The sequence below is a fragment of the Psychrobacter sp. NZS113 genome (genome assembly GCF_015864825.1).
In the GTDB taxonomy this organism is placed as follows: domain Bacteria; phylum Pseudomonadota; class Gammaproteobacteria; order Pseudomonadales; family Moraxellaceae; genus Psychrobacter.
Window position 1 is genome coordinate 171,123 of sequence record NZ_JADYWL010000004.1, and the last position, 14,863, is coordinate 185,985.

Consider the following 14,863-nt stretch of genomic DNA (forward strand, 5'->3'; position numbering starts at 1 on the left):
CCATGGCCTATAGCGACCAAGTTATTGATCATTACGAAAACCCACGCAACGTTGGCAACCTTGATAAAAATGCCAAAAATGTTGGTACCGGTATGGTCGGTGCTCCAGCATGTGGCGATGTGATGCGTCTACAAATCCAAGTCGATGATAATGGTATTATCGAAGATGCACGCTTTAAAACTTATGGCTGCGGTTCAGCTATTGCTTCAAGCTCACTCGTTACTGAGTGGCTAAAAGGCAAAAGCCTAGACCAAGCTGGCGAAATCAAGAACAGTCACATTGCTGAAGAATTGGCATTACCACCAGTAAAAGTGCATTGCTCTGTACTTGCAGAAGATGCTATTAAAGCCGCTATTAGCGACTATAAAGGTAAGCATGGCGTAGCAGCAGCAACTGAAGAAGCTGTTATCTAAGGCTAAACCTACTAGCCTATGTGCTGCATGGTATTAGCAGCGCTATAGTAGCAACACGTTAAACAGCTGCTGATGCTAAAAAGGTGACAATGACACTTATGTAATTGTCACCTTTTATTTTCTAAGAGCCGCTAGCATATTATCTTGGCAATCTCGTAATTTCAGTTGCCAGTCTATACAGATTTTTTTATTGATACTTATAATTAATAGTCAATGGGAGTTGGCATGATTGAAATGACAGAACGCGCCGCTCAGCATGTTCGAGACTTTTTGGACAATCGCGGCAAAGGTGAAGGCATTCGAGTCGGTATCCGCACAGCGGGTTGCTCAGGCCTAGCTTATGTTTTAGAGTTTGTAGATACACCTGACGAAAACGACACACGTTATGAAAGCCGAGACGTTAGCATCTTTATCGATCCTAAAAGCTTGGTATATTTAGATGGTTTGTTGATGGATTATGAAAAAGAAGGTCTCAACGAAGGCTTTAAGTTCAGTAACCCTAACCAGAAAGGCGAATGTGGTTGCGGTGAGTCATTTACAGTTTAATGATTTAAATCTTTCAACCTTTACGCTCGAAAAATAGTCTACGCTGCAATCCAGATTGTAGACTCAATAATAGAGCGTCAGACAGATATTTCAAACAAATAAAAAGCAAGGCGTATGATATGACAGACATCACACCAGAAGCACAGTTTGATAACTTCTTTGCTTTATTTGAGCAACCAGTACAATTTGAAGTCAATCAAGACAGTCTCGATCAACATCTACGTCTGCTACAAAAACGTTATCACCCTGATAATGTTGCTAAAAACCAGGCTGACATTGCTCAAGCACAACTACAGTCTGAAAAATATTCAGCACTGATCAATCAAGCTTATCAAACGCTTAGATCGCCTGATAGTCGTGCTAGTTACCTACTAGATATAGCAGATCAAGCTCAAAATCTAGAGCATTCAATTGCAGATTTAGACTTCTTAGAAGATGCGATGGAAATGCGAATGGATTTGGATGACGCTATTGAAGGCAAAGATCTTCCAGCCTTGCAGCAGTTACATCCTCAAATCACAGAGCGTCTCGCAAAACAATCTGAGCGCTTTAGCCATGCTTATGACAGCCAAGATTGGCAAACGGCGATTGATGCGACACAAAAATTGAAGTTTTTGGTCAAGTTAAATGCAGATGTCACGACTGGTCTTGATGACGTTGCAGCTGCGGCGCATTCAGATGACGATGATTTATACGTTTAGATAGCTGTGAACAATTTATTTTATCCAAAGGCTAGGTTGTAGATATTTAGTTAAAAAATATTTGGTTAAAATAGTACCGACTATACCGTATAATCATGTATCCCAAAACTTATTGGCCGTTGTACGACTCTATTTGTATGGTAGAGAACATAGTCGAGACAGTCTAGAATTGATACAAGGCAACCGAGCATATATAGCAGTATTAGTTAACACGTTAGGTTAGCGCCATATTACTTGATAAATATTTTGACTGTAATTGTCAGACTGTCGTAATGCCTATGTTGCACTTACCCCATTTCACTTATTCATTTTATCTTTGAGTTATTTTATGTCTTTAATGCAAATTGCCGAACCCAATCAAAGTGCACAACCTCACCAGCATCGTTTTGGTTTAGGAATCGATCTTGGCACCACACGCTCGTTGGTCGCTGTGGTACGTTCAGGCAAGGCGCAAGTATTAGAAGCAAATACCAGCACTGATACCTTGTTACCGTCTGTTGTTTATTACCCAAGCACTGGCAAGCCATTGGTTGGTTATGATGCCCTAGCCCACTTAGCGGATGATCCAAAAAATACGATCGTCTCGGCTAAGCGCTTTATGGGTCGTAGCCAGGCGGATATCAAGTTCTCTCATCCTTACGAATTGAGTGGCAATAAAGATGACATGCCAGCTTTTGTTACCGCTCAGGGTGAAGTATCTCCTGTTGAGGTTTCTGCCCGTATATTAGCGGCGCTTGAGCAACGTGCAGCAAGCGCATTGCCTGCAGACAGTATCGAAGGCGCCGTCATTACTGTACCGGCTTATTTTGATGAAGCGCAACGCCAAGCGACCAAAGATGCGGCTCAAGCAGCTGGTATTAAGGTACTGCGTTTACTGAACGAACCAACTGCTGCTGCTGTTGCTTATGGTCTCGATCAAGCCACAGAAGCTAGCGAAAAAGAAAGCTACTATCTAATTTACGATTTAGGTGGCGGTACGTTTGATGTCTCTATCTTAAAGCTGACTGACGGCGTCTTTGAAGTACTAGCCACTGGTGGTAACAGTGCATTAGGTGGTGACGATATCGATCGCCTCATCACCAATTGGCTTATCAAACAACTGGATATCGATCCAAAAGATGTCAGTCTTCATGACAAGTCAATACTTGCGCAACAAGCCAAAGCATATAAGCAAGCACTGACTGATAGTGAACAAGTTGATATCGACATTGTCGTCAATACTCAGTCTTATCAAGGTGTATTGAGCCGTGCAGATATCATGACTATCGTAGAACCTGTTAGCCGCCGTACTTTAAGTGTCTGCGAGCAAGTACTACGTGATGCAAAACTTTCTAGTACTGATTTGGACGAAGTTATCTTGGTTGGTGGCTCTACACGTATGCCTGCTATCCAGCAAGTCGTGACTGAATTCTTTGCCAAGCAGCCACTGTGCCGTCTCAACCCAGATGAGGTAGTCGCTCTAGGCGCAGCGCAGACAGCACATCAACTGGTCAATGGTGATAGTGACAATAACCTACTATTGCTAGACGTGACGCCGCTATCACTTGGTCTTGAGACTATGGGTGGCCTAGTCGAAGTGCTCATACCGCGCAATACCCCTATCCCTGTTAAAAAACGTCAAGTATTTACGACTTATCAAGACGGTCAGACAGGCATGGTAATCCATGTTGTACAGGGTGAACGTGAAACTGTCGATAACTGCCGCTCACTTGGACGCTTTGAATTGTATGGCATTCCTTCCATGAAGGCTGGGTTTGCCCGTATTGAGGTTACCTTTAGTATTGATGCCAACGGTCAGCTAACGGTCAGCGCACAAGAGACCACAACCAAAACAGAAAGTAAGATTGAAATTGTGCCTTCTTATGGGTTGTCAGACGAACAAAAAGAGCAGTTATTGATTGCAGGATTTAAGCATGCAGAAGAAGACAAAAATGCACGCTCTTTAATCGAAACCAAAGTAGAGGCTGAGCGTGAAATATTAGCACTACAATCGGCACTTAATGAGTTTGCAGCCTTACTATCTTCTAAAGAGCAGCAATCACTGGCTGATCAAATACAATTGATGCAAGAAGTACTGAGCACTAATGACTTAGCACTTATTGAAGCACAACAAGCACAACTCAAGCCCCATAGTGATGCTTTTGCCGCCCGTATTATGAATCAGAGTGTTAAAACCAGTATGGCTGGTACGAGCGCCCAAGATTGGTAGCATATTTGCTGAATAGCATCTTCATTATATTTTCATTTCTTTAAATTGATTAGCATCGGAAAGACGATTTATGCCAAAGATTACTGTATTACCCCACCACGAGATTTGTCCTGAAGGCGCTGAAGTCGAGCTAGAGGCCGGCAGTAACTTATGCAAAGCACTAGTAGAGAAAGGCATTAAAATTGAGCATGCTTGTGAGATGTCAAAAGCATGCACAACTTGCCATGTAGTCGTACGTAAAGGCTTTAATGGTCTGGAAGAGATGGATGATATCGAAGCTGACTTATTAGATCGTGCTTGGGGGTTAGAGCCTGATTCACGTCTGTCCTGCCAAGTGATAGTTGAAGACGAAGACCTAACCATCGAAGTTCCTAAATATACCCTAAACCATGCTAAAGAAAATCATTAGGCACTTGTAGAAAGCTCTTTTTTATTTTTATATAAAAAGCCAACGATCCTTATGATCGTTGGCTTTTTATATGTACGTTTAAAAATTATTAATTTTCAACGCGGCTTACTTATTACCTTTATCATTTCGTTTATTTTCTGCATCAATTTCGTTTTCATTTTTTTCGTTTTCTTGTTCAATACGTCCAAGCGCAAAGTTCAATCGAGCTCTAATATCTTGATAATCGTTATGATTCATGTCTTTAAAGTTTAAGTGCAAATTAAATCCAGGCAGTGTGTAATCGACCCATTTCGATAAATTAGCTTTATTGATGTCAGGATCAAAGACTCGCCATGCTTGTACCTTCCTATCAAATCCTTTCAGATGAAATGCACCAGCATGCTGACACTCATAATTGTGACAAACATAGTCATAAGTACTTTCACTGATCAATATCTCGTCTTTGCCAGCACTAGACTCTAGTCTCGCAGCTAAATTGGCCTCTTTACCAATCAATGTATAGCTGAGACGATTGTTACTACCAAAATTACCCACATGGCAATAACCTGTTGTAATGCCAATACGTATATATAGCCCTTCAAAACCCATAAGGCGCCATTTCTGTCTCAATGTACGCATTTCACGTCGCATGTCTATTGCCATCTCAAGACAGCTCAAAGCATCTTGACGCGTACCTTGACTATTGGGCTCACCGAAAAAGCATACCATGCCATCACCAACAAACTTATCAAGCACTGCACCGTGTTTATTGGCAATTAACGTCATGCTATGCATGTAGGTATTCAAGATATCGGCCAAATTATCCGCGCTAAGGCTATCAGACAACTCAGTAAAACCAATAATATCTGAGAACATAATCGTCAGCTTGGCACGTTTATTAGAAACGTTCACTGGTATATCTGCTCTTACGATTGGCTCCCAAACTTGTAGTGGAACAAAGCGTGTTAATTTATTGATAACAGAGACTGCGCTAGTTAGTCGCCCAACTGCCTGATGAGAGCGGGCTTCATAACGGATATATTTTCTATAAAAACACGTAAATCGACATAAAACAACGATCATGCTAGCTAACAATATGACAGGCGTTATCCAATCATCATAACCTTCTAGCTTGGGAATCTTTAAAATAACACTGACATAATAAAAAATAATAACCGTTATTACGGATACAATGATCAATTTTATACGATTTTCAGGGCTACTAACAATGATTCTAAGACCTATTAATGCCGCTAGACTAAGCGAAATAATCATATGCAACTCTATCGACCCAATCACCATAGACAGTAAAATAATGACAATATTAGATGTCCAAAAGCTGGCTTGGCGACGATAATTATAGATTAGAATTAACAAGCTTGGCAGACCAACAATGACAAGAAGTGCCATTGCAGTCGGTCTAAAGTCAAAATGGAATGCGAGGAGTATAACCGTAAGTATTAGTACGAAAACCTCTGGATAGTCAACCTTATCGTGTACTTCCTCTTTTGTCAGAAGCTCCGGTCTCAACCTGTCTAAAGTAGTCATATGAGTGTTCGCTTAAGCAAAATAGGCTATGGTCATTCCACTATAAAAGTATTACTGCGTTAACCGCGCTTGAAGTATCTAATATACATCTACACTTGGTTGCCTTGTACTACTTTTAAATTGAATGGACTATATAGGAGAAGCCAAGAGACATGATTATAAGTATATTACCTATTTTTATGACTAATTGGACATAAGTATGGTCTGATACTATATTATACTTCTTAAAGGTTATAAATCCCATACCATTCATAACCGAAAGAACACCATTTATCATTTAATTCGTCTTAATACCTAATTAAATTAAAATAACAATGTTCATTGTTTAAGTTAAAAACAAAAAAGCCAGATATTTATTATCTGGCTTTTTTCAGTTTTAATTGAGATGAAATAGATTTCAAATAATTGAGTATGTATTTTTTATTGATGTAATTGTGGCTTAACGCTTTATTTCATTTGCCAATCAAACGGCATTTGGTGATGACCACGTAGCGCCATCATTAGAGTTTGCTGCATTTGTGCCAATACTTCTTTGGTATAAGGAACGGCAGGGACACCCCATACTGGGTTTGGCCACTGCATGTCGTTTTGATAACGTACGATATGATGAAAATGTAACTGTGGTACTTGATTGCCTAGTGCTGCTACATTCATCTTATCCGCTTGGAAAGTCTTGGCCAGTTGGCTTGATAGCCAGCTCGACTCACGTAAAAACTGTACTTGGTCTGTTTCAGATAACTCATATAACTCTTTGATACCTGATACACGTGGCACCAATATCAACCAAGGAAACTGGCAATCATTGATTAAACGGCACGTCGATAGCGGAAAATCACCCACTAAAAAGCTATCAGCAGCAAGTTTATGATGAAGTTGGAACATAATGACGGTTCTCTTGTTATGGATCTCAAATAAAAGAAATCAAAAATATAGAAAGCTAAAATATGAGTAAATAAAATATAGTCTCATTATTTTATCAGTAATCTATCCGATAAAATAGCGCCATGACTCATTGCCTTGGCGTTTTGTCTTTAAACTATCTGTGTGAACGACTTGGCTAATCTTCTCATTCATCTGTATAGCAAATAGCCATTATAGAATAAAGCTAAGCAGGCTCTGACACCATATGCTGGCTAAAATAGTGCAACAGCTCTTGAATGACCGTAACACGCTGTTGTGGCGTTTCCAGTTTATCAGCATTTTGGTAACGGATACCAGACGCGCCATTCATACGATAGCGCTGACCATCTGTTTGAATCAGTTTAATAATCGCTAAAGCATCGACGGGCGTATCAGGGGCAAACTCTAACGTCATACTACTACCATTGGCATCGATTTTGTTAATCTTCAATGGTTCTGCTTGTAAACGCAGACCATGGATAGCAAAAAGCTGCTTAGTTTGATCTGGTAATATACCAAAACGGTCAATCATTTCAGTCCGGATATCCGTCAGTGCCTCTTTATCATCGGCATTGCTAATACGTTTGTAAAATAATAAGCGCTGATGCACATCATGCAAGTACTCTTCTGGTATCAATGCTGAGCTGTGTAGATTGATTTCACTGGTGAGTGACAGCGGTGTACTTAAATCAGGCTGTTTACCCGCTTTAATCGCTTTCGTCGCACGTTCTAGCATATCCATATATAAGCTAAAGCCAATCACCTGCATATTACCACTTTGCTGCTTACCGAGTATCTCACCTGCCCCACGAATCTCTAAATCCTCACTGGCCAGCATAAAACCTGCGCCCAATGTGTTGGCACGTTCAATAGCATGCAGGCGGCGCTTCGCATCGCCCTTGAGGCCTTTGATAGACGGTACAAGCAAATAACAGTACGCCTGATGATGGCTACGGCCGACGCGACCACGTAGCTGATGCAACTGAGCCAAACCGAATTTATCAGCACGCTCAATGATAATAGTATTGGCATTAGGCACATCAATACCTGTCTCGATGATGGTCGAGCATACTAGCACATTGAATTTTTTGTGATAATACTGCTGCATCACTTGCTCCAGCTGGCGCTCCTGCATTTGTCCATGAGCCACGCCTACTCGCGCCTCTGGAACTAGCTCGCGTATGGTCTCTGCCATGCGCTCAATGCTAGCCACATCATTATGCAGCAGATACACCTGACCACCGCGCAATAGTTCACGCAAGATGGCTTCTTTCATTAATGCTTCTGTCTTTTGCATAACAAAGGTTTTAATCGCTAGGCGTCTCGCAGGCGGTGTAGCAATGATCGACATATCACGCATACCTGAGAGCGCCATATTGAGCGTTCTAGGGATAGGCGTTGCTGTCATAGACATACTGTCTACATCAGTCTGAATGGCTTTAATACGCTCTTTATGACGCACACCAAAGCGATGTTCTTCATCGACGATCATCAATCCTAGATTAGAGAATTTGACATCAGGTTGTAATAGCTTGTGCGTACCAATAACGATATCGACCTTGCCAGCCGCCAAGTCTGCCAATACCGTATCTTGATGCTTTTTGCCACCGAAGCGCGATAGCGTTTCGATACGTACTGGCCAATCAGCAAATCGATCACGGAAGTTGTCTTCATGTTGACCTGCCAATAACGTTGTAGGTACTAGTACCGCCACTTGGTATCCTGCGCTAACGGCAATAAAAGCTGCACGCATGGCGACCTCTGTTTTCCCAAAACCAACATCCCCGCAAATAAGGCGATCCATCGGTTGATTTTGCTTCATATCTTCCATCACCGCATGAATGGCATTCGCTTGATCAAGCGTTTCTTCAAACGCAAATTGACTGGCAAACAAATCATATTGTGACGAGTCTATTTTAAAATGAATGCCTACCTTAGCTTCGCGTCTTGCCTGCATATTAAGTAGCTCAGCAGCGACATCATGGATTTGCTCCAAGGCTTTTTGTTTGGCCTTATCCCACTTGCCACTACCAATTTTGTGCAATGGCGCAAGGGCTGGATCACCGCCACTATAGCGATTAATCATTTGTAAATTGGCGACTGGAACATAAATACTGGCGTCACCATCATATTTCAGGTGAATAAACTCTTGCTCGCCGTCACCCACGTCTAAAGTAATCAGGCCGTTATAACGCCCAACGCCATGCTCAATATGAACGACAGGGCTGCCTTCCGTTATTTCAGTAACGCTCTTAACCAAGAACTCTTCTGACACACCGCTTTGACGGCGACGACGCGTTTGCAATACTTGCCGACCAAACAATTGCGTCTCACTAATCAGCACCAAACGCTCAGGCACATAAACACCGCGCTCAATAGGTGCGACTGTTAGACCAACCTGAGGTAATTTATTATGACCAGCCCCACTCGTTTTATCGGCTACCAGGAATGCTTCAAAGCTGTCATAGGCTTTGATATCGACTTTGCCTTTAAACAACTCGATGAGAATCTCACGACGACCTGCTGTTTCAGCAACGATTAATACAGGTGTGGACGTTTTTTCTTGTATTTCTAAGAACGCTAATAGCTCAGCGAGAGGTTCAGATTTTTGATGATTTACCGCTAGCTGTGGTGGTGCTTGGGCACTTAATCTTACCAATCCCTGTGGTTTGTTTGATGCAGGCTCTAATAATGAATTCTCATTATCCACTTCAGCCACATCTGTCATCAATGCTAGCTCATCACGTGCGCTTAGAATAACGCGTGGATAACCGTTGAGATGTTCATTGAGCTTATTAGATAATAGATACAGTAGCTCAGGGGCGACGATAGGCTTGTCAATGTCATGACGGCGCTCTTCATAGCGGCGCTGAATTTGTGACCAATAATCTGCCTGCTTTTCGTTAATCAACTCATCAGTGATAAATAACGCATTACTTGGCAAGTAGGCAAATAAACTACTCTCTGCTTTCCAGTCTTTCAAATCAAAAAACAATGGCTGATAATATTCAAGCCCACTGCTGGCAATACCCGCCATCACGTCTTTATGCAATTCAAACTTACGGCTACTCGTATTGGGGAATATCGCGGCAAAGTTGGTACGGAAGGTCTCACGCCCTTCATCAAGTGGAAATTCTTTTGCGGGTAGGATTTGGAACTGCTGAATAGGCTTTGATATATCTGGCAGTTTATGCAGTAGCGACAACGACTCCTTGCCCATACTACTATCATTACCACTCATCATTGATTTGAGATCATCAACCGTCAGCGTGCGCTGAGTCTGTGGATTAAAGAAGCGAATGGTTTCAATTTCATCATCGAATAAATCGAGACGTAACGGAAAAGGCTGACCCATCGCAAAAATATCGATAATACTACCACGTACGGCAAACTCACCCGGCTCAAAAACATTTTCAACGGCGCGGTAGCCTGCTTTTGCTAGTAATCCGCGTTGGGTGTTGATATCAAATTGATCACCCACACTCAAATCAAAATGCTGTCCAATCAGCCAGCTTGGCGGTGCTACTCGGTGCATCAACGCCTGTACAGAAATCAGCAAGACACCCGATGTCGGCATATCCGTCAATAGGTTGATACGCTCGCTAACGATGTCTTGATGCGGTGACAGCTCATCATAGGTCAGCGTTTCCCAATCAGGAAACACGTGGGCATCCACGCCGCAAAATGCCAATTCTGTCTCTATCTGATTGAGCTGATTTTGGTCGCGAGTCACGACAACCTTGAGACGATCAGCCACATCCCATATGGATCCCTGTACCAAGCTTGCTAACCACAAACTACTGACAGCACCGTGCACAGGTGCTAGCCAACGCCGCTCGGCATTTTGGATAGGAAATAGCTGCTGGTTAATAGGGTCAAACGCGTCAGTCAAAGCAGTGATAGGCATATAGAATAGGATCAAAGTTAAGAGTCAGATAGCTATTATACGAATATTTCATCAATTACCAAAATTTATGCCGTAACGGTTTGTCACTCAAAACTTGACTATTTATTAAACGGTCAATTAAGACCTTAAAATACTCATTACCGCCTAAAATCGTCGTGAAATGAAAAAACCTCAACTTATAAGCTGAGGTTTTTAGTGAGTACTCATCGAGCTATTGTTAAAATAATGGCTTATCACTAGCGATAATGCCATTGTTATCTGCGTAAACAAACATACCAGAGTTCAAAGTTAAATCACCGAAACTAATTTCGATATCTGTTTGGCCTTCGTCACGGCGATTTGATTTACGCGGGATACAACCGAGTGCTTTAACACCAATATCCATCTGTGCCACGTCATCCACGTCACGGACACAACCATAGATAACCATTCCTGCCCAGCCATTGTCGATCGCTGACGCTGCAATCATATCGCCCAAAAGAGCACAGCGCATTGAGCCGCCACCATCGACGACCAGCACCTTGCCATGCCCCTCTTTGTCTTTACCGTCACTGTTTAGAAGTGATTTGACGCGGCTATTATCTTCAAAGCACTTCACTGTTACGATTTCACCGCAAAATCTGTTTTTGCCACCAAAGTTATGAAATGACTTACCTTCAATGTTTGGCAAACATACTTGCGATTCAGGATTGGCATCCAATAAATCACAAGTCACAAAATTTTCTCTATTCATTTGCATGGATTCTGGCATAGTGAAACTCCTTGTTTTTGATTATCTAGGGCGGGTCTTTAATTCACTCGATATTCATCTTAATGGGCTAAACATAAGATGCTTTAAGCACTTAATTTTTTACTCTCGTCATCGCAAGCATCTGCCTATTTTCGATGATTTCTATTTTTTTCAACATAGGTTCAGCACGGTACTTGTTACGCTCATAGATAGCATGCGCACTCATTGCAATTGCACTAGCGACACGCTTAGCAGAAATAGGATGCAGTGATAATGATTCTGATACAAGCGGCGATATAAGCTTAAAAGCTTTTTGACCAATAGTTTCAAGTGGTCGGCCTTGGTGTTTTCCTAGCAGTAATGAAGGTCTCAAAATTACTAAATGCTTAAAGTCCAATGACATGATAGATTGCTCGGTTTCTGCTTTTACTCGATTATATAGAAAACGACTGTCACTATCGGCGTTCATTGAAGATAACAAGAAGAAGTTTTCAACGCCTTTATCTTGGCACAATTTAGCAAAATTCACGTTGTAGTCGTGGTCGACTTTTCGAAATGCTTCATCACTACCCGCCTGCTTCTTAGTCGTACCAAGACAACTAAAAGCATCCGTTTTACGATCAGCACCAACGCTGGCAAAAACCTCAGTTAGATTATCAAAATCATTTACTTGATAAAAACGCATGCTAGCGTTGATATAGCGTGGTGGACGCCGTGCAATCACAATTAGCGTGTCATAAAGCTCACTAAGCTGCTTAACCAGATACTGCCCTACCAGCCCTGTCGCACCAATTACAATTGCTTTTCGCTGCATATCCGATCCATTTATATAGTGTTGGAAAATTTGTCATTATAAGAAAGTATATCGTGTGAAAGACCTTAAGTTTAGTATCATACCTAATTTAATGCACGACTGACGGTATTCTATAGGATATATTGTAAGAGGTATTATCAGCTAGCGCATCTGTGTAACCAATCATCTCTACGCCAACAATATTGAAAGATAGCTTAACAACAACCCTAATAGAAAGTAGAGAAACCAGTAGCCCATGTGATATCATAACTTCTTTTGGCATTAATCATCAAATATATTGTTCTAAGCGCAATAATTTGCTAAGATGTCCGGCTTTACACGTCAACGCTGTTTAATTATTCCAAACAGTTCTGGCGCTTGCGATGATCTATTCATATTAGATACTTTAATATGAGACATCGACATCATGTTTGGCGAGAGGCTGCTCGTCACCGATGATTGTTTAAACCCTTTATTGCAATCAACATTCATATTTTATCTGTCTTTATCAAGGAGATACGCGTGGCTAATACTGCACAAGCTCGTAAACGCGCCCGTCAAAACACCAAACGTCGTCAGAACTCTGCGTCACAACGCTCTATGGTTCGTACTTACTTAAAACGTGTTGATGCGGCTATCGCAGCTAAAGATTATGACGCGGCTACCGAAGCTTACAAAAAAGCGGTACCAGTTCTTGATCGTATGGCTGACAAAGGTATTATTCATAAGAATAAAGCTGCTCGTCGTAAGAGCCGCCTAAACAAAACAATCAAAGGCCTTCAAGCTTAAGATTGGTCATGTTTAGACCGCATTACGCTTTATAGTGTAATGACTAAAACCTTGTCACTGGTTCTAATACTGGGGCAAGGTTTTTTTATGTCTGCTTAAAACTTATTGATTCAACTTATACTGAACTCAAGTCCATTTTACTTCTGGTGGTAGCAGTAGTTTACTAGGATGATACCCTGCAGCACGGTAGCCGTCTAACAAAGTATGAATTGGACGAATATAGACTTGACCACGCCAGACAAAATGCGCGTTAGCTTGCTCAAATGGTTTATCATCAAACCACAGAAACACCCCTTCCATCATTTTTGGCCAATCATTCCAGTCAATCTCGACCACATCAAACATAACAGCTAAAAATGCAGACAGTAACGTATCATGACTGACTGCGAGCATGAGGTGCCCGTGTTCAGGCTGGTGTTGATAAAAAAGCGATAAAATATCGAGCCCACCTTGATAGGCGTTTTTAGTACCTTCAAGATTGCCTTGTAAGAATCGATTGATGAAGTTAAGCACACCTATCTCTTTGAACACTGGATTGGCTATTTCAGGTTCAGTCACGAGGCTGCCGGGCTCAACCAACAATGATTGATGTGCAATGTCTCGTCGTAACCCTGCGCCTTCTTGCATCAGCTGCGCTGTATCAATACAACGGCCTATAGGGCTGGAGATACTATCAACATCGAGGGAGTACGGCAGATGTCCTGCCAACCAGCGACCCCAAGATTTTGCCAACACGCGACCTTTAGAGGTCAATGGCAACTGATAGCTGGCAAAACCATTGCCATCAGAACGCTCACGTAGAGAGTGCCTAGTAAACAAAATCAATCGCTTATTTTCAGGCAACAAGCTGACTGACGAGATCATACTATCAGGCAGGTGCGAAGGCGCTGGTGCACTCGGTATGTGAGTCCCAAGCTTTTCAGCGGATAATTTTGACAAAGTATCGTTCGTGTATTTACTCATGACAGCAAGCGTAGCAGATTTTTTGGTAGGAATGAACAAAATATCAGTATAATCATAGTATATGCGCCAATTGTTATACCAAAAGCTGCTCAAGAATAGAATAGTCCGTCTTAATAATGCTATGACATTATTGCTAACAATACCTATATCTCTACAGATGCACGCTAACCGATATCAACCACTCTATTCCATGAGAACTCTAATGCTGTACTGCTTACCTCATTTGGATAAGCACGGGGATTAACAATCACTCGCGTCTTACCAATCTGATAGTCAAATGCTTCATGGGTATGTCCGTGCACCCAAAGTATCGGCGCCCATTCCTCATACATCCATTCAGACAAGTCACTGACAAAAGCGGCATTACTTGGCAAATTGGCATACTTTTCAGACACAGAGAGTGCACTGATACTATGATGGCTCATTACCACGGTCTTTTTGCCCAATTCCTTAGCCGTTATCAGTGCTTGCTTTAACCACTGACGATGTGTCGCATGGATTTGCATGGAGACCTCAGGTGAAAACAACTCCTTACCGGCATAGATTTGTTTGTAGTCACGCATAAACTGTCGAGCAGCAGCCATCGTATCTTCATTGGCATGATATTGATAATCCGTCCACAACGTACAACCTAGGATTCGTACCTCACCAATATCCATATGTTGACACTGCAATACGCGAACGCCTTGGCTCGACTCTACATTATAATTGTCCCACGTTGCTAACTTTCGATCAAAGCTCAACACATCCTCATCAAAGTACTCATGATTACCTGCAATAGTGATCAGAGGAACTTGTAGACGTGCAGCTTGCTCCTGTAGCCATGGCATGCCACCGTCACTGTTTGCAGTATCTCCTGCTACTAGCACCACATCTGCATCAGTTTTAGGAATATGCCCTATCGGATGCGACTGACGAGCATAACTATCGATATGTAAGTCACTCAAAATCTGTAATTTCATATAAGCCAATATCA

The 14,863-nt window shown here is 41.9% G+C and carries 13 protein-coding genes; 6 read left to right on the forward strand and 7 right to left on the reverse strand.

Annotated features, from left to right (window positions below; all coding sequences use genetic code 11):
* The first annotated feature begins 2 nt into the window (after window positions 1–2).
* The 5 genes from iscU to fdx all read left to right on the forward strand — a co-directional run bounded on the left by iscU (window position 3) and on the right by fdx (window position 4,278).
* Complete coding sequence (gene iscU, locus I6E61_RS07540) at window positions 3–413, forward strand: Fe-S cluster assembly scaffold IscU (RefSeq protein WP_110922415.1); 411 nt, start codon at window positions 3–5, stop codon at window positions 411–413.
* A gap of 225 nt (window positions 414–638) precedes the next feature.
* Window positions 639–959 carry an iron-sulfur cluster assembly protein IscA gene (gene iscA / locus I6E61_RS07545; protein ID WP_110922414.1) on the forward strand — a complete coding sequence of 107 codons (321 nt, stop codon included), beginning with the start codon at window positions 639–641 and terminating at the stop codon, window positions 957–959.
* A gap of 119 nt (window positions 960–1,078) precedes the next feature.
* Window positions 1,079–1,660: a Fe-S protein assembly co-chaperone HscB gene (hscB, locus tag I6E61_RS07550; protein WP_197132557.1), complete on the forward strand. Its 582-nt coding sequence runs from the start codon at window positions 1,079–1,081 to the stop codon at window positions 1,658–1,660.
* Window positions 1,661–1,988: 328 nt separating this feature from the next.
* Window positions 1,989–3,869 (forward strand): Fe-S protein assembly chaperone HscA, encoded by a 1,881-nt coding sequence (hscA, locus tag I6E61_RS07555; RefSeq protein ID WP_197132560.1) that lies wholly within the window; start codon window positions 1,989–1,991, stop codon window positions 3,867–3,869.
* 70 nt (window positions 3,870–3,939) lie between these two features.
* The gene (gene fdx / locus I6E61_RS07560) at window positions 3,940–4,278 is read left to right on the forward strand and encodes an ISC system 2Fe-2S type ferredoxin (protein ID WP_110922411.1); all 339 of its coding nucleotides are present in this window, start codon (window positions 3,940–3,942) and stop codon (window positions 4,276–4,278) included.
* A 105-nt stretch (window positions 4,279–4,383) separates the two neighbouring features.
* Here the strand turns inward: fdx and I6E61_RS07565 are convergent, their stop codons facing one another.
* The 5 genes from I6E61_RS07565 to I6E61_RS07585 form a co-directional block, all read right to left on the reverse strand.
* Window positions 4,384–5,667: an adenylate/guanylate cyclase domain-containing protein gene (locus I6E61_RS07565; RefSeq protein WP_227685727.1), complete on the reverse strand. Its 1,284-nt coding sequence runs from the start codon at window positions 5,665–5,667 to the stop codon at window positions 4,384–4,386.
* Between the two features lie 585 nt (window positions 5,668–6,252).
* Complete coding sequence (locus I6E61_RS07570; protein WP_110922409.1) at window positions 6,253–6,687, reverse strand: HIT domain-containing protein; 435 nt, start codon at window positions 6,685–6,687, stop codon at window positions 6,253–6,255.
* A gap of 223 nt (window positions 6,688–6,910) precedes the next feature.
* Window positions 6,911–10,612, reverse strand: a complete 3,702-nt coding sequence (gene mfd, locus I6E61_RS07575) for a transcription-repair coupling factor (RefSeq protein WP_197132567.1) — start codon at window positions 10,610–10,612, stop codon at window positions 6,911–6,913.
* Between the two features lie 217 nt (window positions 10,613–10,829).
* Window positions 10,830–11,363 carry a ribonuclease E activity regulator RraA gene (gene rraA, locus I6E61_RS07580; RefSeq protein WP_197132570.1) on the reverse strand — a complete coding sequence of 178 codons (534 nt, stop codon included), beginning with the start codon at window positions 11,361–11,363 and terminating at the stop codon, window positions 10,830–10,832.
* A 91-nt stretch (window positions 11,364–11,454) separates the two neighbouring features.
* Window positions 11,455–12,156, reverse strand: coding sequence for an NAD-dependent epimerase/dehydratase family protein (locus tag I6E61_RS07585; protein ID WP_197132573.1), 702 nt, complete (start codon window positions 12,154–12,156; stop codon window positions 11,455–11,457).
* Between the two features lie 501 nt (window positions 12,157–12,657).
* Here I6E61_RS07585 and rpsT point away from each other — a divergent pair.
* Window positions 12,658–12,924: a 30S ribosomal protein S20 gene (rpsT, locus tag I6E61_RS07590; RefSeq protein ID WP_010200097.1), complete on the forward strand. Its 267-nt coding sequence runs from the start codon at window positions 12,658–12,660 to the stop codon at window positions 12,922–12,924.
* A 126-nt stretch (window positions 12,925–13,050) separates the two neighbouring features.
* Here rpsT and I6E61_RS07595 read toward each other — a convergent pair whose 3' ends face one another.
* Entirely contained in the window at window positions 13,051–13,887 is an 837-nt protein-coding gene (locus tag I6E61_RS07595) for a histidine phosphatase family protein (protein ID WP_197132576.1), read from the reverse strand.
* A gap of 164 nt (window positions 13,888–14,051) precedes the next feature.
* Window positions 14,052–14,849: a metallophosphoesterase gene (locus tag I6E61_RS07600; protein WP_227685728.1), complete on the reverse strand. Its 798-nt coding sequence runs from the start codon at window positions 14,847–14,849 to the stop codon at window positions 14,052–14,054.
* Window positions 14,850–14,863: the final 14 nt, after the last annotated feature.

What these genes read in the sequence shown, in the direction of transcription:
- iscU (WP_110922415.1), top strand. Translation starts at nt 3, where the DNA reads ATGGCCTATAGCGACCAAGTTATTGATCATTACGAAAACCCACGCAAC.
- I6E61_RS07595 (WP_197132576.1), bottom strand. Translation starts at nt 13,887, where the DNA reads ATGAGTAAATACACGAACGATACTTTGTCAAAATTATCCGCTGAAAAG.
- I6E61_RS07585 (WP_197132573.1), bottom strand. Translation starts at nt 12,156, where the DNA reads ATGCAGCGAAAAGCAATTGTAATTGGTGCGACAGGGCTGGTAGGGCAG.
- hscA (WP_197132560.1), top strand. Translation starts at nt 1,989, where the DNA reads ATGTCTTTAATGCAAATTGCCGAACCCAATCAAAGTGCACAACCTCAC.
- I6E61_RS07570 (WP_110922409.1), bottom strand. Translation starts at nt 6,687, where the DNA reads ATGTTCCAACTTCATCATAAACTTGCTGCTGATAGCTTTTTAGTGGGT.
- fdx (WP_110922411.1), top strand. Translation starts at nt 3,940, where the DNA reads ATGCCAAAGATTACTGTATTACCCCACCACGAGATTTGTCCTGAAGGC.
- hscB (WP_197132557.1), top strand. Translation starts at nt 1,079, where the DNA reads ATGACAGACATCACACCAGAAGCACAGTTTGATAACTTCTTTGCTTTA.
- mfd (WP_197132567.1), bottom strand. Translation starts at nt 10,612, where the DNA reads ATGCCTATCACTGCTTTGACTGACGCGTTTGACCCTATTAACCAGCAG.
- I6E61_RS07600 (WP_227685728.1), bottom strand. Translation starts at nt 14,849, where the DNA reads ATGAAATTACAGATTTTGAGTGACTTACATATCGATAGTTATGCTCGT.
- I6E61_RS07565 (WP_227685727.1), bottom strand. Translation starts at nt 5,667, where the DNA reads ATGGCACTTCTTGTCATTGTTGGTCTGCCAAGCTTGTTAATTCTAATC.
- iscA (WP_110922414.1), top strand. Translation starts at nt 639, where the DNA reads ATGATTGAAATGACAGAACGCGCCGCTCAGCATGTTCGAGACTTTTTG.
- rraA (WP_197132570.1), bottom strand. Translation starts at nt 11,363, where the DNA reads ATGCCAGAATCCATGCAAATGAATAGAGAAAATTTTGTGACTTGTGAT.